Origin of the sequence: Roseibium alexandrii DFL-11 (assembly GCF_000158095.2) — a bacterium.
Lineage (GTDB): Bacteria > Pseudomonadota > Alphaproteobacteria > Rhizobiales > Stappiaceae > Roseibium > Roseibium alexandrii.
Window position 1 is genome coordinate 292,404 of the sequence record NZ_CM011002.1, and the last position, 17,377, is coordinate 309,780.

15 protein-coding genes are annotated in these 17,377 nt (G+C 56.6%); 7 read left to right on the forward strand and 8 right to left on the reverse strand.

The annotated features are described in order from the left end of the window. Nucleotides 1–2: 2 nt before the first annotated feature. From SADFL11_RS01295 to SADFL11_RS01310, 4 genes are all read right to left on the reverse strand, one after another. A complete protein-coding gene (locus SADFL11_RS01295; protein ID WP_008191137.1) occupies nt 3–713 on the reverse strand; it encodes an HAD family hydrolase in 711 nt (236 codons plus the stop codon). 8 nt (nt 714–721) lie between these two features. Beyond that, a complete protein-coding gene (locus tag SADFL11_RS01300) occupies nt 722–1,054 on the reverse strand; it encodes a PAS domain-containing protein (protein ID WP_134852863.1) in 333 nt (110 codons plus the stop codon). A 134-nt stretch (nt 1,055–1,188) separates the two neighbouring features. Further along, entirely contained in the window at nt 1,189–3,405 is a 2,217-nt protein-coding gene (locus tag SADFL11_RS01305; RefSeq protein ID WP_040450798.1) for an NADP-dependent isocitrate dehydrogenase, read from the reverse strand. Between the two features lie 243 nt (nt 3,406–3,648). Next, nucleotides 3,649–4,440: a substrate-binding periplasmic protein gene (locus SADFL11_RS01310; protein ID WP_209002706.1), complete on the reverse strand. Its 792-nt coding sequence runs from the start codon at nt 4,438–4,440 to the stop codon at nt 3,649–3,651. A gap of 308 nt (nt 4,441–4,748) precedes the next feature. On the opposite strand from SADFL11_RS01310, the gene SADFL11_RS01315 reads away from it, so the two are divergent. Further along, nucleotides 4,749–5,561 carry an RNA methyltransferase gene (locus SADFL11_RS01315; protein ID WP_008193792.1) on the forward strand — a complete coding sequence of 271 codons (813 nt, stop codon included), beginning with the start codon at nt 4,749–4,751 and terminating at the stop codon, nt 5,559–5,561. A 10-nt stretch (nt 5,562–5,571) separates the two neighbouring features. After that, a complete protein-coding gene (gene murI, locus SADFL11_RS01320) occupies nt 5,572–6,393 on the forward strand; it encodes a glutamate racemase (protein ID WP_040450797.1) in 822 nt (273 codons plus the stop codon). Between the two features lie 18 nt (nt 6,394–6,411). Here the strand turns inward: murI and SADFL11_RS01325 are convergent, their stop codons facing one another. Then, nucleotides 6,412–8,208 carry an EAL domain-containing protein gene (locus tag SADFL11_RS01325; protein WP_008196453.1) on the reverse strand — a complete coding sequence of 599 codons (1,797 nt, stop codon included), beginning with the start codon at nt 8,206–8,208 and terminating at the stop codon, nt 6,412–6,414. A gap of 477 nt (nt 8,209–8,685) precedes the next feature. Between SADFL11_RS01325 and rpsD the strand changes: the two genes are divergently transcribed. Both rpsD and SADFL11_RS01335 read left to right on the forward strand, forming a co-directional pair. After that, the gene (rpsD, locus tag SADFL11_RS01330; protein WP_008196665.1) at nt 8,686–9,303 is read left to right on the forward strand and encodes a 30S ribosomal protein S4; all 618 of its coding nucleotides are present in this window, start codon (nt 8,686–8,688) and stop codon (nt 9,301–9,303) included. 263 nt (nt 9,304–9,566) lie between these two features. Beyond that, the gene (locus SADFL11_RS01335; RefSeq protein ID WP_134852864.1) at nt 9,567–10,313 is read left to right on the forward strand and encodes a type 2 periplasmic-binding domain-containing protein; all 747 of its coding nucleotides are present in this window, start codon (nt 9,567–9,569) and stop codon (nt 10,311–10,313) included. 85 nt (nt 10,314–10,398) lie between these two features. Here the strand turns inward: SADFL11_RS01335 and SADFL11_RS01340 are convergent, their stop codons facing one another. Then, nucleotides 10,399–11,088, reverse strand: coding sequence for a ZinT family metal-binding protein (locus SADFL11_RS01340; protein ID WP_008188910.1), 690 nt, complete (start codon nt 11,086–11,088; stop codon nt 10,399–10,401). Between the two features lie 211 nt (nt 11,089–11,299). Here SADFL11_RS01340 and ttcA point away from each other — a divergent pair, with 211 nt between their 5' ends. After that, nucleotides 11,300–12,241: a tRNA 2-thiocytidine(32) synthetase TtcA gene (gene ttcA, locus SADFL11_RS01345; RefSeq protein ID WP_040452278.1), complete on the forward strand. Its 942-nt coding sequence runs from the start codon at nt 11,300–11,302 to the stop codon at nt 12,239–12,241. A gap of 54 nt (nt 12,242–12,295) precedes the next feature. Then, nucleotides 12,296–13,885, forward strand: coding sequence for a DUF427 domain-containing protein (locus SADFL11_RS01350; protein WP_209002707.1), 1,590 nt, complete (start codon nt 12,296–12,298; stop codon nt 13,883–13,885). Between the two features lie 5 nt (nt 13,886–13,890). On the opposite strand, the gene SADFL11_RS01355 is transcribed toward SADFL11_RS01350, so the two are convergent. Together SADFL11_RS01355 and SADFL11_RS01360 are read right to left on the reverse strand one after the other, a co-directional pair. After that, a complete protein-coding gene (locus SADFL11_RS01355; RefSeq protein WP_008193677.1) occupies nt 13,891–14,172 on the reverse strand; it encodes a hypothetical protein in 282 nt (93 codons plus the stop codon). A 228-nt stretch (nt 14,173–14,400) separates the two neighbouring features. Then, entirely contained in the window at nt 14,401–16,725 is a 2,325-nt protein-coding gene (locus SADFL11_RS01360) for a 1-deoxy-D-xylulose-5-phosphate synthase N-terminal domain-containing protein (RefSeq protein ID WP_008196754.1), read from the reverse strand. A 184-nt stretch (nt 16,726–16,909) separates the two neighbouring features. Between SADFL11_RS01360 and SADFL11_RS01365 the strand changes: the two genes are divergently transcribed. Next, complete coding sequence (locus SADFL11_RS01365) at nt 16,910–17,377, forward strand: Lrp/AsnC family transcriptional regulator (protein WP_008190576.1); 468 nt, start codon at nt 16,910–16,912, stop codon at nt 17,375–17,377.

Here is a 17,377-nt window from a genome sequence, read left to right on the forward strand (position 1 = left end):
GATCACGGGCGGACAAGCACCTGGTCGGAGAGATCCGCGCAGCTTTCGAGAATCAGATCAGCGAGCGGGCTGAGGTCGGCTGCGGTTCCTGTCCCTGACAGGACACCGATCTTCAAGCCAGCCCCGGCGTTTTCCGCCATTCCCAGATCGTGCGTGTTGTCGCCGGCGACCGCGATTTGGTGAACAGGGATTTGGTTCGCGCGTGCAAATCCTTCGACCATGCCGGGACCGGGCTTGTGCCCGTGACCGCTGTCATAACCGGCGATGAATGAAAACAGGGCCGCAACACGGGTGGTGTTCAGAAAGGCGGCGATAGAGCCTTCGCTGTCGCTGCTTGCGACGCCCAAAATGAAACCTGCATCGTGCAGTTGACGGAGCGACGTTTCGAGCCCTGGCAGTAGTCTGGCCTTCTGCATCCCTTCCAGAAATATACGGTCCAATTCTGATGTCAGCAGTTCAAGGTCATGCGGGGCGCCTTCGTTTAAAAATGCCTGCGCGATCTCCAGCGCGTTGCCGGCAGCAAACAGGCTGCCAGCCGTAGTTTTTCGAGTTTCCGTATCCATTCCACCGGCGACCAGCAAACGCTTTGCCAATAGCTCGTCGCCATTTGCCGCGAATACTGCTGCCTGTTCTTGTGGCTTCGCCCAGGTCGCATCAAAGTCCAGCAACGTGCCGTCTTTATCGAAGAGGACCGCCTTGATTGAATGGGCCATGAAGCTGGTTAGTCCTCAATAATGAAGGATATGCCGAACGTGCAGCGAACGCCGTCAAGTTCACCTGGCCATTTGCATACGTTGAGGGTTGCTTCACCCTTAGACGACTTATGAACGAATTCATGCATATAGCCAGGTTTCCCGGCTGCAAGAACTTTTTTGTCATGGGCTACGAGCCCATCCGCGGTGTCTGCCCAAGGGAGTTCATGATCGGTCTTGCCCACAACGCCGCCGCCAAACTCGTTGATGGTGTCGTTGCCGAAAATATAGACCCCATCTTCGTTTTTTGCCCAAAAGATGACTGGCATCGAGTTCATGATTTTCAGATCTGCTGCATTCATTTTATCCTCCATGCGGTTTTCTTTCGGCGCTACAGACAAGGCGCTGCCAGAAGGTGACACGGGATCCTTTAAACGCAAAGCAAAAGGCAGCCACTCGGGCCGCCTTTTGTATCTTTAACTTTGGCTTATTGGCCTTAGCTAATGACGCCGTTCAGCGTTGCACTTGGGCGCATCACAGCGTCGACCTTCGCTTGCGGGGCGTGGTAGTAGCCGCCGGTGTCAGCCGGAGATCCCTGGACGCCATTGAGTTCACCAACGATCTTGTCTTCGTTGGCGGAAAGCGCCTCGGCGATCGGGGCGAACTGGGCCTTCAGCTCTGCATCCTGATCCTGAGCGGCCAGCGCCTGTGCCCAGTAGAGCGCGATGTAGAAGTGGCTGCCGCGATTGTCTAGGCCGCCGACCTTGCGGGCCGGGGACTTGTCATTGTCGAGCAGGCCTTCGATTGCCTTGTCGAGCGCATCGGCCAGAACCTGGGCCTTGGCGTTGCCCTTGACGTTGGCAAGGTGCTCCAGAGAGGCGCCGAGCGCGCAGAACTCACCAAGGGAATCCCAACGCAGGTAGTTTTCTTCCTGCAGCTGCTGAACGTGTTTCGGCGCAGAGCCGCCGGCACCTGTCTCAAACAGGCCGCCGCCATTCATCAGCGGAACGATCGACAGCATCTTTGCGGACGTACCGACTTCCAGGATCGGGTAAAGATCGGTCAGGTAGTCCCGCAGTACGTTGCCGGTGATGGAGATCGTGTCTTCGCCGCGGGCAATGCGCTCGGTGGAGTATTTTGCGGCCTCGGTCGGCGCCAGGATGCGGTAGTCCAGACCGGATGTGTCGTGATCCGGAAGGTACGCTTCCACCTTCTTGATCAGCTCCGCATCGTGAGCGCGTTCAGCGTTCAGCCAGAACACACCCGGCATGCCAGAGAGGCGCATGCGGTTGACGCCGAGTTTCACCCAGTCGCGGATCGGAGCGTCTTTGGTCCGGCACGCGCGCCAAATGTCGCCGCCTTCAACAGCATGCTCGATGAGGGTCTCACCGCTCGCGCTGACAACCTTAATGGTGCCGTCGCTTGGCGCCTTGAAGGTCTGCGGGTGGGAGCCGTATTCCTCGGCCTTTTGGGCCATCAAGCCAACATTCGGAACTGTGCCCATCTGTGCCGGATCGAGGGCGCCATTTTCCCGGCAATGATCGATGACGGCGGAATAAACGCCAGCATAGGAACTGTCCGGGATAACACACTTGGCATCACCCTCGTTGCCGTCCGGACCCCAGCCCTTGCCGCCTGCGCGGATGAGAGCCGGCATGGAGGCATCGATGATGACGTCTGATGAAACGTGCAGGTTGGTGATGCCCTTGTCGGAGTTCACCATGTACATGGCCGGGCCGTTATCGAGCGCAGCCTTGATATCAGCCTGAATCTCTGCCGCCTTGTCGGCAGGCAGCGTGGCCACCTTGGCTTCCAGGTCGCCGATGCCGAGATCCGGGTTGACGCCGAGCTCTTTGAGCGTTGCCGCATGCTTTTCAAAAACGTCCTTCAGGAACGCTTTCACGCAGACACCGAAGATGATCGGGTCGGAGACCTTCATCATGGTTGCCTTCATGTGCAGCGAGAACAGGATGCCCTGGTCCTTGGCGTCCTGGATTTCCTTTTCCAGGAATGCCGACAGTGCCTTGACGCTCATGTAGGTGGCGTCGATGACATCGCCGTCTTCCAGCGGCCAGTCGCCTTTCAGAACGGATTCTGAACCGCCCTTGGCAACGAAAACGATCTGTGCTGTTCCGGCCTGAGCAGCGGAGACCGTGATGGATTTTTCGTTGGAGCGGAAGTCGTTCTCGCCCATTGTCGCAACATGGGTCTTGGAAGAAGACGCCCAGGTGCCCATACGGTGCGGGTTCTTCTTTGCGTATTCCTTGACGGCCTTCGGTGCGCGGCGGTCGGAATTGCCCTCGCGCAGCACCGGGTTCACGGCGGAACCTTTGATGGCGTCGTAGCGGGCCTTGATGTCTTTCTCCGCATCATTCGTCGGATCAGATGGGTAATCCGGAAGCTTGTAGCCCTGGGCTTGCAGCTCCTTGATGGCTGCGTTCAGCTGCGGCTGCGAGGCGGAGATGTTTGGCAGCTTGATGACGTTGGCGTCCGGCTGTTTGACCATATCGCCAAGGAGCGCGAGATCGTCCGACTGTTTCTGTTCATCGGTCAGAAAATCCGGAAACGTCGCCAGGATCCGGCCGGCAAGGGAGATGTCCTTGGTGCCGATGGTCAGGCCCGCGGCCTTGGTGAAGGAGCGGATGATCGGAAGGAAGGAAGCAGATGCCAGTTCCGGCGCTTCGTCAACCTTGGTGTAGATAATATCGGCCATGTTGCTCACGTTTCCTGATGGTCCAACGGGATCTGCCGGGGCAGGGAGGCGCCTCCGGGCGGAGTTTGAAGAGCGTATACAATTGTACGCAATCAATTGCCAGCCCTCATAAAGGCGAAGGCCGCAAAAGCCGTGGGTGTTCTAGCAAACGGCGCGGAAAAGGCAATTAAGGTGGTTTACGGAAACAGGTGGTAAAACGTGCCCCGAAGGATGCAGCCTGTTTAGGATCAATACCCAATCTGATCAGTTGATTGCACCGTCACTGTCCTTGTAGCGCGCCGTGATGCGGTCGAACTCGCCGTTCTCCTGCATGGTTTGCAGTTCATTGGAAAACGCGGCGACGAAGTCTTGTGAGACGCTCTTTTTGCTGAACATGATATAATTTGGCTCTGAAGCGACGACCGCGTTCGTCGCTTTGATCACCTTTGAGAGACCGAGCGACTGGATCTCCGAGGTTACGACATAGGTTTCTCCCAAAATCGCATCGACCCGGCCGAGCTCAAGCTGTTTGAGGTTCAGTTCCAGGCTGTCCGTCATCTCAATCAGATTCGGATAGGCTTCCGAGAGAGCTGGGAACGAACCGCCATAAGCATAGTCCCGTACCACACCCAACCGTTTATCGTTCTGGAAGAAGTCGCGGAGGGTTTCATAGGTATCGACGTTTTCTGCCCGCACGAACAGCACTTCGTCGGCTTGAATGTAGGGCGCTGAGAAATGTGCAAACGCCTCACGTTCAGGTGTTTTTGTAACAGGCGTTGCGATGTCCACCGTGCCGTTGCGCAAGGCATTGAGGTGCCGGGTCCAGGGCAGGGGCACTTTCACAAGATCACAGCCGAGCTTGCCGAGGATTGTCTCAATCACCTCGAAGTCCATGCCCCGGACTTCTCCATCTTCAACGATGTTGTAGGGCCGGTAATCACCTGCGCCAGCGATCAGCGTGCCGCCGCGGGGGCACTCTTGGGAAGCTGCCGGCATTGGCACAAGTCCAATCGCAAACCCCATCACTATAGCTGAAATGATTGCCGCACGTTGCATGGCACCCTTCTTTGATAGCTAATAGAACACGCCCGCACTCTTTCAGAGGAAGAATAAGAGAGTGTTGAGTTAAAGCAAAAAACATGGGCTTTTGTTTTATTTCCTTTTTGTATGTTTCCGCTTTGGGTTGGGAGGTTTGCTAAAGCTCTCGTAATAGGTGCCTTGATTTGGCTGTGTCTGAGTTGATTGTTTGGAGTTTGTTTTTCAGAGTCCTCAAGACGACGTTCGTTACGGACCCGGTTATCTCCGGTGCAGGTTGGGAATGCAGGGGCTTTAAAAGTTTCCGCCGTTCGGCTAAATCCCGCTGCATGAGCAAAAACGCAAAAATCAGAGACGAAGCGCGGGCAATTACTGCGCGGCCGCCTGCGGTGATCCTATGTGAGCCACAGCTGGGCGAAAACATCGGAACAGCCGCCCGGGCGATGGCCAATTTCGGCTTGGTTGACCTTCGGATCGTCAATCCGCGCGATGGCTGGCCCAGTGAGAAGGCGCGCGCTGCTGCCAGCCGGGCGGACCATGTGATCGACAAGGTTCAGGTCTTCGAGACCACGGAAGCTGCAATTGCTGATCTGAATTTCGTTTACGCAACAACAGCCCGTTCGCGCGAGGTGCCAAAACCTGTGCGCGGCCCGGATGAAGCAGCAGTTAAGGCTGTGGACCTTGGTGAGCGCCAGCATGGTGTCGGCTACTTGTTCGGCCGTGAACGCTGGGGGCTGAACAACGAGGAAGTCGCGCTTGCCGACGAAATCGTTACCTTGCCAGTCGATCCGGATTTTGCGTCGCTGAATATTGCACAGGCTGTTCTCGTCTGCGCCTACGAGTGGCGCAAGACAGCGAGTAAAGGCGAATTGCCATTCCTGTTGTCGGAAGAAGAGCATCCGCCGGCGTCCAAGGACGACATTCTGCGGATGTTCGAACACCTGGAAAGTTCTCTCGACGAAGTGAGTTTCTTCCGTCCGCCGGAGCGCCGGCCGCACATGGTGCGGAACCTGCGTAACATCTTCCAGAAAGCAGAACTCAGCCAACAGGAAGTGCGTACCTTGCGGGGCGTGATTGCTGCGCTGGAGCGGCGGGAAACACGTCCGCGGAAAACCGGCGACGTCGACGAGACAGAGGCCTGAGGAATTGTCCGTGAAAGATGTCCGGCCGGTCCTCTTCTATGATTCAGGGTTGGGCGGGCTCACGGTTCTTCGCGAGGCACGGTACCTGCTTCCCTGTGAGCGCCTGCTTTATGTAGCGGACGATGCGGCCTTTCCGATCGGCCGCTGGCCGGAAGAGGACCTTCTTGTCAGGCTGCAGGATCAATTCACGCGGCTGATCGAGGATCACGATCCAAAGGCAGTCGTGATCGCGTGTAACACCGCGTTCACCCTTGGCGGAGTGGCATTGCGGGAAGCTTTTCCGGGCGTTCCGTTTGTCGGGACGGTGCCGGCAATCAAACCGGCAGCAGAGCGGACGGCTTCGGGTCTGATTTCGGTGCTGGCGACACCTGGCACGGTTCGCCGCGCCTACACCCGGTCCTTGATCGAGAGTTTTGCCGCGCAGTGTCACGTCAGGCTCGTGGGATCGGACAATCTGGCAGAACTTGCCGAACAGCATCTGCGCGGTGAACCGGTGTCTGACGAGGCACTGCTGCCGGAGATTTCGGATTGTTTTCTGGAGCAAAACGGCCAGCGCACGGACATTGTCGTACTGGCCTGCACCCACTATCCGTTTTTGGCAAACCGGTTCAGAAAAATCGCCCCGTGGCCCGTTGACTGGCTGGACCCGGCCGAGGCGATCGCGCGTCAGCTGGTACGCGTTCTGGGGCAGGACCTGGCATCAGTCCCGTCTGAAAGCCCCGACCTTGCCATTTTAACTTCAGGGGCCCGGAAGCCTGCAATCGAGCGGCTTCTCGCCGGTTTCGGTCTGGCACTTATGCCGGGGCGTGAGTTGATGCCAAAGAGTATTTGATTGGCAAAGGCCACGGTTTCAGGCAGCCAGAGTCTTCAGAGCGATCCCGTTCTCAGTGGCTTTGGCCGCGCCCTTCAGCTGACCAAGCTCTTCTGTGATCAAGCCTGTGCTCGCCGGAACACCCTTTGGCAGGGTGAGGATCGAGATCGAGCATTGCAAAAGCGGGAAGTCCCGCATGGTTCCATAGCGGTCCTGCGCGCGCATGAAGCCCTGCTCGCGGTGTTCCGGCTGATAGAAGCTTTCAACATCGGTCCGGAATGCGCGTCTCAGAGCCCGCATTCTCGTCGCGATTTCCATCTGGTCGCCGGTTAGAAAACCGGCCATGAAATCATCGCCGCCGATATGTCCATGGAACGAATTGTTGCCGGTTACATGTTTTTGCAGGAGTTCACTGAAGAGAATGATTGCGCGGTCGCCCTGACGGTATCCGTACGTATCGTTGAACGGCTTGAAGTTGTCGAAATCGATGTAACAAATATGCCGGTCCGATGCCGTCGTGCATGCTGATTTCGATATGAACCGGCTCACCGCGCCATTTCCAGGAAGGCCGGTGAGAGGATTTTGATCCTGCGCCTCCTGCAGACGCTTCTCGTGGATGATCTTCAAAAGGGAGGTTGCTGACAGGAACCCGGTGTAACGGAAATTCTGCGTGATGATGATGCCATCGGAATTGATCGAGGAGGCAAACGTCACCAGCAGCATGTCCGCATTGGAGTCGATATCGGCGATCGGGCAGGCCCGCACGAATGACCGCAATGGAAAGTCGAGCGCCGCCTTGGCGTCTTCGTCATCCGGCCCTCCGGCGTAAAGATAGGCTTTCAAATCGCGTTCATGGATAATGCCGCGGGGTTCCTGGTTGGCATCCAGAACCGGAATGATGCTGGCATCCTGATTGTGAACAAAAAGATCCAGAAGATCGTTCATGGACGAATCGAATTGAACAGTTGGCAATTGCAACAGTTCGTTGCGGATCCGACACTGCTCTTCCTTGCGTTTTCCATTCGGCGTCTCAGCCCGGATGTGGTCGTAGAAAAGCTTGGCTGAACCGGGTGCCGCCGAAGGCTTGGCGATGAAATAACCCTGAACCAGATCACAACCGGCATCCCGGCAGGCGCGGAACTCGCGTTCAGTTTCAATGCATTCGGCGATGACGCGGGCGCCCAAAACGTGGGCGAGATTTGCGACCGTTGTGACGAAGAGCTTCTTGCGTGGATCGCTGTCTATGCCGCTCAGGAAAAACCGGTCGATCCGGACATATTCTGGGGACATGTCGTGAAGAAGACGCAGTTCTGATGACCCGCGGCCAAAATCATCCAGGGCAATCATGAAGCCTGATTGGCGCAGGTCGCTCAGGGCATGGTGGGAGACGTCACTCAGGGTTTCCTGATGGCGGCCGGAACACTCCAGGCAAACCTGGCTTTTCTGCAATCCGTATTCGACCAGGATTGCGTCCATGTTCATGCGCGGGTCTTCGTTTTCACCAAGACCGCGCCCATCCAATTTGAAAAAGAGTTTGGTGCCCTTGGCGGTGCGCAGCGCCATGAATTTTGTGGCCGCCTTGCGCAAAAGGGCGGTTTCCAAGTGCGGCAGAAAACCTTGGGCGTGGGCCTGATTGAGAAGATCATCCGTAGAACTTGCACCAGTCCGGATGCAATTGCGGATCTGCGCCTCATAGCCATAAACAACACCGGTGCCGACATCGACGATCGGTTGAAGAGCATAATCCAGGCTATTTAATATGTGTTTGATTGGCGGCTGGCCGGGAACCGGCTCAGGGCCATCTTCCTCTGGATCTGAATTGGACGGCGAGAACATGTCTACCTACTAATGTCTTCACAATACGAAAAATCGTTGAGACCGCTAAATGGGCCGAGTTGCAGATTTTACTGGCAATTATTCTTATGGTTGTGATTGGCGGGCATAGTGAAAAACTGCAATTAAAATTCTCTAAATGTATGCATTAATTTTGACATGAAAATTACGTAAGGGCATCACTGATTGGTGAGGAGGCCGATTGAGGCCCGTTTTTGCCGATAGTGTCCGGCGGCAAATCCAGCAAACTGAAAGAAATCCGCCGCGAACGCGCAGGTGGCATTGACTTTTGATAGCCGAACCGGTAACTCCGCGCGATCTGGCTGGATCTGATCTGGCCGGTGTACGCACCCGTGGGTTTTCAGCCGGCGCCGTCTGTTGAAACCCTGTCGATCTGACCGCTCGCTGATGTGGTTGGTCAGAAGAAGGAGGGCGCGTTTCCTTGTTAGAAAAACAACGCGAAGTTAAAAGGAAACCGCGATGTCAAAGCGCCATAGCGTTAAATACAAAATCGACCGCCGGATGGGCGAGAACATCTGGGGCCGTCCGAAGAGCCCGGTCAACCGTCGTGAGTACGGCCCGGGTCAGCATGGTCAGCGCCGCAAAGGCAAACTGTCCGACTTCGGCGTTCAGCTGCGCGCGAAACAGAAGCTGAAAGGCTACTACGGCAACATCTCCGAGAAACAGTTCCGCAAGGTCTATGCAGAAGCGTCTCGTCTGAAAGGCGACACCTCTGAGAACCTGATCGGTCTGCTGGAGCGCCGTCTCGACGCCGTAATCTACCGTGCGAAGTTCGTACCGACCGTTTTCGCTGCCCGTCAGTTCATCAACCACGGTCACGTCAAGGTCAACGGCAAGCGCGTCAACATCCCGAGCTACCAACTGCGTCCGGGCGACGTTGTTGAAGTTCGCGAACGGTCCAAGCAACTCGCCATCGTTCTGGAAGCTGTCCAGTCCGCTGAGCGTGATGTTCCGGACTATGTTGATGCAGACCATGCAAAAATGACTGCAACTTACTCCCGCGTTCCGGCTTTCTCAGATGTACCGTACCCGGTGCAGATGGAACCGAACCTGGTGGTCGAGTTCTATTCGCGCTAAATCTAGCGCCGAATACAAAACACCTAAGGGCTGCTTTCGGGCAGCCCTTTTTCTTTGCGGCGGGTGATCTTTTTCCCAAGGCACTGCGGTTAGATAGATTTGTACCGATCGGTAGGTCCGCGTTTTACGAAAACGTATTCGTTCGATTACGGACCTTGACGGCTCTCCTTGAAAAAGAAAATCTGATGCCCGAATTGAGCGACCTGTAACCCGATGGCAGCAGGCCGCGATTTTTCATTCGGTTTCACCGGACGAGGCATTGAATGGTATTTCGCTTCTTTCTTTTCATCGCAATTGTCTTGTGGTCAGGGCAATTGTCAGCGCGAACCATTGTCAATGTTGGTTTGACATCGATTCAACCCCCACTGGTCTTCAGCGGGAGCGAGGAACGCGGTCTGATCTACGATGTTTTGGCGGCTCTCAACGAGCATCAGGACGCCTATGCTTTCACGCCGAGCCTGGTTCCAGCCAAACGGTTGCTTGCCAACCATCAAACAGATGATTTTCATCTTATCGCCTACAATGACGTGCTTTGGGGGTGGGGGCAGCGTGGCGGCAAGCCAAGTGTGAATCTCACCAATGGCAAAGACCTGTTTTTTCAGCTGAAAGGCACGGCCCAAAAGAAGGGAGCCACTGCGCAGATCGGTGCGGTTATGGGGTTTCACTATGCATTCTCAGACTTTAATGCTGAAAAGCTTGGATCGATGCCGAATGTGAGCCTCGTCAGTGATGAAAGCGGCGTGCTGAAGCTTGTCGAGTTCGGACGTGTTGACAAGGGAGTGGCCAGTGAGGCGTTCCTTAACTGGATTTCGGTATCCGAGCCTGAAATCTACGCCAAACTGGAGATATTCGCTGACCACCCGGACCACACCTACAATCGGCAATTCGTCGTTTTTCCCTACGCGCCAATCACCGTTGAGCAACTGAACATCTATTTGCGCGGGTTGAAGGCATCCGGTGTTCTCGGCGAAATATATGCCAAGTACGGAATTGAGATTCCGGACTTCTGACCTTCTTTTTGCTCTGGGTCATAAATAGAAACATCCCCGCCACGGTGGCGGGGATGTTTCTTCAAGAGCGCCGTGGAGAGGCGGGTTAGTGGGCCACCATTTCTTCCACGATCTGCTGACCGGTCAGCTCAGCCGGGTAGTAGGTTGGCCAGTTGGTCACTTCCTTCAAAAGGGCTGCCCGATCGTCTCCCCAGTAAAGATGGTAGTGATCTGCTGCCGCCGGTGAGATTTTATGGTCGCTAAACTGTATGTACTCCGGCGCACTTTCATCGCCTGACACCTTTTGAAAGATGTAGCGAACACCGCGATTGCCCTTTTTGTAGGTCAGGATTTCGTAGCCGTCATAGGTATAGGCGCCGCTTGCGGTTCCGCTGTCTTTGACAAAGCGGACGGTATCTCCGTCAATTTCGATGGCATCGACGTCGGTCTTGTAGCCGATCAGGTAATAGTCCTTGTACTCACCGGCAGTTTTTGTGCCGTGTTCGGCCTTGTGTTCCATGACCGGGTCCAGTGTCCCTTCAGTCAGATACGGATAGACCGATTGCCAATTTCCCGCCCAATCGGAGAGGGACCGGTTCTCAATCTGATCATCCTCAAAGTAGCCTTTGTAGATTTCGGACTTCTTGGAATGGGACCCGTGAGAGTGACTGTGATTGTGGTCTTTGGATTGGACTTTTTCGGCCGCTGCGACGGGCGCGGCAGCGAACAGTGCCGCGGCCAATCCCAACTTGAGAGCGGTTGCTTGGAGAAGACCTGCAGACGAATGAAACTTCACGATAAACCTCTTTTTACAAGACATGTTATGTTATTACATAACAAATAGATAAATAGTGATTTGTGACAGGTCTGGCAACCGAGAAATTGGTTCAGGACTGGGGTGGTCGATGATGGAGGGGAATAATCCGCCCAGGGTTCTTGGCCTTGAGATCGCAATCCGGTATGTCAGCCGTCAATTGTTTCCGGACCCAGTCTCAGGGCATCAGATCATGAATGACATTGCCGACAGCACGAACAACGACGTTCCAGCGCTCTTGCGGAAAGCGCCGTCGAGCGTTGAGTTCAAGAAATTACGGAAGCGGCTGCTGCGCCAGGCCCGCGAAGCCATCAGCGATTTCGGGATGGTGCCGGAGGGGGCATCTGAGACCAGCCGGCCAAAGTGGCTCGTCTGCCTGTCCGGTGGCAAGGACAGCTACACGCTCCTGGCGGTGTTGATTGAACTCAAATGGCGGGGGGTGCTGCCCGTGGATCTGGTTGCCTGCAATCTTGACCAGGCCCAGCCGGGTTTCCCGCCGGAGATCCTGCCGAAGTTCTTTGAAGACAATGGCATCGAGCATATCATCGTGCGTGAGGACACCTATTCCATTGTCACCGACAAGATCCCGGAGCATCGAACCTATTGTTCGCTGTGCTCGCGATTGCGCCGGGGAATTCTCTACCGCGTGGCTCGGGAGCAGGGATGCGAGGCCATCGTGCTTGGCCATCACCGTGACGATATTCTAGAAACGTTTTTCATGAACCTGTTTCATGGCGGGCGGCTGGCGTCGATGCCGCCCAAGCTCATCAATGATGAGGGCGATCTCCTGGTTCTGCGCCCGCTGGCCTATGCGGCGGAGCGCGACATCCAGAAGTTTTCCGACGGCATGGAGTTTCCGATTATCCCGTGCAACTTGTGTGGCTCCCAGGATGGTCTGCAACGTGAGGAAGTCAAACGCATGCTCCAGGCCTGGGAAAGAGAAACTCCGGGCCGTCTGGGTGTCATGGCCCGTGCGCTCGGCCACACCCGGCCGTCGCACCTGCTTGATCGCAAGCTCTATGATTTTGTCAATTTGCGCCCGCAGGAAGGCGTTGGGGAAGAGAACAGCCGTGAGGCCGAAGAGCCGTGCGGAGCGACCCTCGCCATGACCGCCAAACTCTTTGCGGCTGAGTAACCGAAGCGGGCCTACCTGAGGACCCGCATTGCTGGATTGCTGGACATCGCATCGATGCGTTTCTATCTTTCCGGCATGACAGCGCGCCCTCAATTGACTTCTAACGACTATACCATCGTGGTGGAGCCACTCGCTGGGGAAACCGTCGCCTCGCTTGGCGGTGAGGTTCTGGCGCGCTCAAATCGCGCTCGCGTGATGTATGAAACGCGTTTGCCGCCGGTGGTCTATTTTCCAGAAGAAGACACTGTCGCGAAACTGGAACCGGCCTCAGAGCACAGGACGTTCTGCCCGTTCAAGGGAACAGCGTCTTACAGTCATGTCCATGCAGGCGCTCGCGTTCTGGAAAACGGGGCCTGGCGCTATCCCAATGCCCTGCCCGAAGGACAGGCTGTGGACGGATGCATAGCATTCATGCCGGCAGATGGGCTGCAGGTGACCCACAACGGTTCGGCGATTGATACCATCCTCGGAGGCAATATATCCGGACCGACTGTGGACTGGCTTTTGCGCGAGGCCTGGACAGCCAAGTCGCCTGAGGACCTGTTGGCTGCGCTGGGCAAGCGGCTGGTTGCTGATGGTGTTGCAGTCTGGCGGCTGAGCGTCCTGGTCTGGTCGCTCCATCCGATGATCGCCGGCCGGCACATCATCTGGAACCGGGAAGGCGACACGATCGAGAGCCGGCAACCGTCCTATGAGCTCATGGAAAGTCCGATTTATCAGGAAAGTCCGCTCCGGCATGTGGCTGATGGGCTGGGCGGGATCCGGCAAAAACTCGACACCAACCCGGACGAATTCAGCTTTGCGGTGATGGAGGATTTCCGCAAACAAGGCGTGACGGACTATGTCGCCATGCCGTTGCCGTTTTCCGACGGCCGCGTTAATGTTTTGACCCTTGCCAGCGATCATCCCAATGGCTTTACAACAGCCAATCTCGGGCTGGTCTTTGAATGCTCCGCCCTGATCAGCCGCCTGTTCGAGGTGTTCGCGCTCACATCCAATGCGACCTCCCTGCTCGAGACTTATCTGGGCAAAAGGACCGGGGCCCGCGTGCTTGGTGGGGAAATCAGGCGCGGGGACGGCGATGTCATTGATGCAGCGATCCTGTTCTGTGACCTGCGGCACTCCACCCGGTTGGAAACTGAGCTTGGCCGCGAAGCCTACGTACGGGAGCTCAACCGTTTTTTTGAAGTCGCCACCGACATTGTAAATGCCCATGAAGGCGAGGTCCTGAAATTTATAGGGGATGCCGTTCTGGCGATCTTTCCGGCCAATCAGGGCAATCAGAAGGCCTGCGCTCAGGCGGTCGCAAGCGCGGAGCAGATTGTAGAGAAACTGGCCGATGTCGCGGGGACCGACCATTATCCGCTCTCGTCTGCGATCGGTATCGCGTATGGCGAGGTGACTTACGGCAATGTCGGGTCGCGGGAGCGGCTCGATTTTACCGTGATCGGTAGCGCCGCTAACATCGCTGCCCGGCTCGGTGACTATGGCAAGACCTGCGGCCATGCCGTTGTTATGTCACGGGAAGTTGCCGAAGCGGCGGCTAAGCCGGTGGAACGGTTGGGCGCGCTTGCCCTGCATAATGTCCAGGAAGATGTCGAAGCCTTTGCTCATTCCGATTCGGGAGCTCTGGCTGCGTCCTAAATTTGTTATTGGACCTTCGGATTGCCCGCGAACCCGCCAACCGGCTGGTTGCGTACCAGGATAACGAGCCCTTCTTTGCTCGGCTCTGCATCTTTCAGGGCAACGCCACCATAGTTCTCGCAAAGTTCGTCAGCGCTTTTGCTGTGCGACGGGGTGAACATGGTCAGGGCCTGGCATTCCACCCGGCGCAGTTCACTTTCCTGCGGAGTGGGCATCACCAATTCGAAGGTTAGTCCTGCGCCGATCACTGCGGCCACTGCGATGCTTGCGTAAGTAAACTTGTTCATAGTCCCCGTTCCCATGTCCTGGCCCCGGTCCGAATTGGGGCGCTGCGGTATGGACGGAGAATGGCGGAACGCACCTATACTCACCGTGAATCCGGCATTCACCTTGCGTTCATGTTAGGCGATTCGGCAATTTTTGCCGAATAACGCCAGCGTTTCAGAGGATATCTGAAACGCTAAACGTGGGATAAACGAAAATTAAGAGCCTTTGTGGTGGCGGAAAGGCTGCGACTATTCCGCAGCCAATCCGTAATTGGGTGCCGGCCTTCCCTCTGTCAGGCCTTGCACTTTTTCGACAATGGCAGCTGCGTCCAGACCGTGGTGCCGGTAGAGATCGCCAATGGTGCCGGTCTGGCCGAAGTGCTCTACACCCAGCGGGATCGTCTGATGACCGCCCACCGCCCCAATCCAGGACAGCGTTGCCGGATGCCCGTCAATCACCGTGATGATCTTGCAGTGCCGGGGCAGGCCGGACATCAGGGTTTCGATGTGCGATGTGGCCGCTTTGTTGCCACGGGACCGGGCGCGCTGGGCCGCAGTCCAACCGGCATTTAGCCGGTCGGCTGACGTGATCGCGAGAACCCCAAGGTCCCGGCGCGCTTCACTGATCATGCCAGCTGCACGGATCGCTTCGGGCGCGACCGCACCCTGGTAGGCAATAACGACATCGCAGTTCGGACCGGGCTTGCGCAGCCAGTAGGCCCCATCAATGGCGCCCTGGCGGAAGTCTTCGTCGCCCCGCTTGCCCGGCTGTTCAATGGGGTTTGTGGTCAAGCGCAGATAGACCGACCCACCGGTCTCATCGCGTAGCCATGTGCGCTCGTCCGGTTGGCCATCACCGTCGCGCTGAACGTATTCGAAAGCCCATTGCATGATAACGGCGAGCTCATCCGCAAAGGCCGGCTCAAAGGCCGCCAGGCCATCCTGGCTCATGCCGATGAGGGGCGTGCCGACCGATTGGTGCGCGCCGCCTTCCGGTGCCAGCGTAACACCGGAGGGGGTGCCAACCAGAATAAATCGAGCGTCCTGATAACAGGCATAGTTCAGTGCATCGAGACCGCGACTGACGAATGGATCATATAACGTCCCAATCGGAATGAGCCGTTTGCCAAAGAGGGAGTCGGACAATCCGGCCGCGCTCAAAAGCAGCATCAGGTTCATCTCGGCAATGCCCAGCTCGATGTGCTGGCCGTCCGGCGTGAATTCCCACTTGGCTGTTGACGGGATCCGGTGCTCAATGAATGCGTCTGCCTGCACGGCACGGGCAAAGAGCTTACGCCGGTTAACCCAGGCGCCGAGGCTGGTTGTTCCGGTGACATCGGGGGAGGTGGTCACGATCCGCTCGGCCAGCGCGCTGTCACCTTTGGAAAGATCATCGAGGATCTTGCCGAACGCTGCCTGGGTCGACGTCGTCTTCGCCGTGTCGAGGGAGATGTCCGGTACCGTCAGCTTGGCATCTGAAAACCGGCGCGTGCCGCGCGCAAAGAACGGGACGTTTTTCAGGAAGGCTTGCAGATCTTCTGCATGATCATCGGCTGCGAATGGCTCCCATTCCGCGCCTTCCGGAACACCCATATGAGCCTGCCAGTTGGCGAATTGGGCCTTGTTCATCAGGCCTCCGTGATTGTCCTTGTGTCCGGCAATAGGCGTGCCCCAACCCTTGATGGTGTAGGCCAGGAAGCAGGTCGGACGGTCGTGGGTGATCGACGCAAATGTCTCTGCCATCGTCTCCACGCAATTGCCGCCGAGATTTTCCATCAGCGCTGCCAATTCGGCATCACTGCGGCGGTCGATCAAAGCACTGACATCGCCTTGGTCGCCCAGATCATCCATCAGGCGTTTGCGCCAAATCGCACCGCCCATGAATGTGAGGGCGGCATACTCCTGGTTTGGACAGGCATCGATCCAGCTTTTCAGTTCGCCGCCGCCCGGTTCCTCGAAAGCTGCGCGCTGCAAAGCACCGTACTTGACGCGGACGACGTCCCAGCCGAATGCATCAAAGATTTTTTCGATGCGCTCGAACAGGCCTTCGCGGACGATCCCGTCGAGCGATTGCCGGTTGTAGTCGATCACCCACCAGGTGTTGCGCAAGTCGTTCTTCCAGCCTTCCTGAAGCGCTTCGTAGACGTTGCCTTCGTCGAGTTCGGCATCCCCAACGAGCGCGACCATGCGCCCAAGCGGCTGGTCCCCCGCCCAGTCCTTTGCAGCGATGTAATCCTGTACCAGGGAGGCAAAGGAAGTGATCGCAACGCCGAGCCCGACGGAGCCGGTTGAGAAGTCGACATCGTCGACATCCTTGGTGCGGGATGGGTAACTCTGCGCACCGCCATAGCCACGGAAATTTTCCATGTTCACGCGAGTCTGGTTGCCCATCAGATACTGGATCGCATGGAACACGGGTGATGCGTGCGGTTTGACTGCGACCCGGTCTTCCGGGCGGAGTGCCGAGAAGTAAAGTGCTGTCATGATGGAGACCATCGACGCCGATGAGGCCTGGTGTCCGCCAACCTTGATACCGTCAACCTTTGGCCGGATATGGTTGGCGTGATGGATCATCCAATGCGACAGCCACAGCAGCCTTTGCTCGATGGCTCTTAGATGGGTGATACTCAATTTTCAGACTCCCGTGGATGCATACCTTTACGTAAAGATAGCGAATTACCTTTGCAGGTTTCTTGCTATTTTTCGCGTTTTAGGACTAATACCTTGAAGGTAATCACTATGAAATAGAGGTAAGTTGGTGGGTTCCGGCGCGCTTGATGCATTTGATATTCAGATCCTGCGCGAGTTGCGCAAGGATGGGCGTATTTCGATACAGGACCTTTCAGAGCGGATAGGGCTGAGTGCAACACCCGTTGCCCGTCGGCTGCGACAGCTCGAAGATCAGGGCATCATCACCGGATATTGCGCGCTGATCGACGAGATGAAACTCGGCTATGAAGTGTCCGTCTTCGTATCCGTGCAGCTGGACAAGCAGGTCGATGTGACACTGGATCAGTTCGAAACCGCCATTCAGGCCTTCCCGGAGGTGGTCGATTGCTGGCTGATGACCGGCAACCGGGACTATCTCCTGCGGGTGGCGACCACTGGACTGGCCGCCTTTGAAGCGTTTCTGACCGGCAAACTCACAAAGGTTCCTGGAGTTGCCAATATCGAAAGTTCCATCCCGCTGAGAAGGGTCAAATCCGGCGTTGCCCGAACGCCTTAA

Coding starts and splice junctions, on each gene's coding strand:
- SADFL11_RS01295 (WP_008191137.1), bottom strand. CDS start 713: ATGGCCCATTCAATCAAGGCGGTCCTCTTCGATAAAGACGGCACGTTG.
- SADFL11_RS01300 (WP_134852863.1), bottom strand. CDS start 1,054: ATGAATGCAGCAGATCTGAAAATCATGAACTCGATGCCAGTCATCTTT.
- SADFL11_RS01305 (WP_040450798.1), bottom strand. CDS start 3,405: ATGGCCGATATTATCTACACCAAGGTTGACGAAGCGCCGGAACTGGCA.
- SADFL11_RS01310 (WP_209002706.1), bottom strand. CDS start 4,440: ATGCAACGTGCGGCAATCATTTCAGCTATAGTGATGGGGTTTGCGATT.
- SADFL11_RS01315 (WP_008193792.1), top strand. CDS start 4,749: ATGAGCAAAAACGCAAAAATCAGAGACGAAGCGCGGGCAATTACTGCG.
- SADFL11_RS01325 (WP_008196453.1), bottom strand. CDS start 8,208: ATGTTCTCGCCGTCCAATTCAGATCCAGAGGAAGATGGCCCTGAGCCG.
- rpsD (WP_008196665.1), top strand. CDS start 8,686: ATGTCAAAGCGCCATAGCGTTAAATACAAAATCGACCGCCGGATGGGC.
- SADFL11_RS01335 (WP_134852864.1), top strand. CDS start 9,567: ATGGTATTTCGCTTCTTTCTTTTCATCGCAATTGTCTTGTGGTCAGGG.
- ttcA (WP_040452278.1), top strand. CDS start 11,300: ATGAATGACATTGCCGACAGCACGAACAACGACGTTCCAGCGCTCTTG.
- SADFL11_RS01350 (WP_209002707.1), top strand. CDS start 12,296: ATGCGTTTCTATCTTTCCGGCATGACAGCGCGCCCTCAATTGACTTCT.
- SADFL11_RS01355 (WP_008193677.1), bottom strand. CDS start 14,172: ATGAACAAGTTTACTTACGCAAGCATCGCAGTGGCCGCAGTGATCGGC.
- SADFL11_RS01360 (WP_008196754.1), bottom strand. CDS start 16,725: ATGATCCATCACGCCAACCATATCCGGCCAAAGGTTGACGGTATCAAG.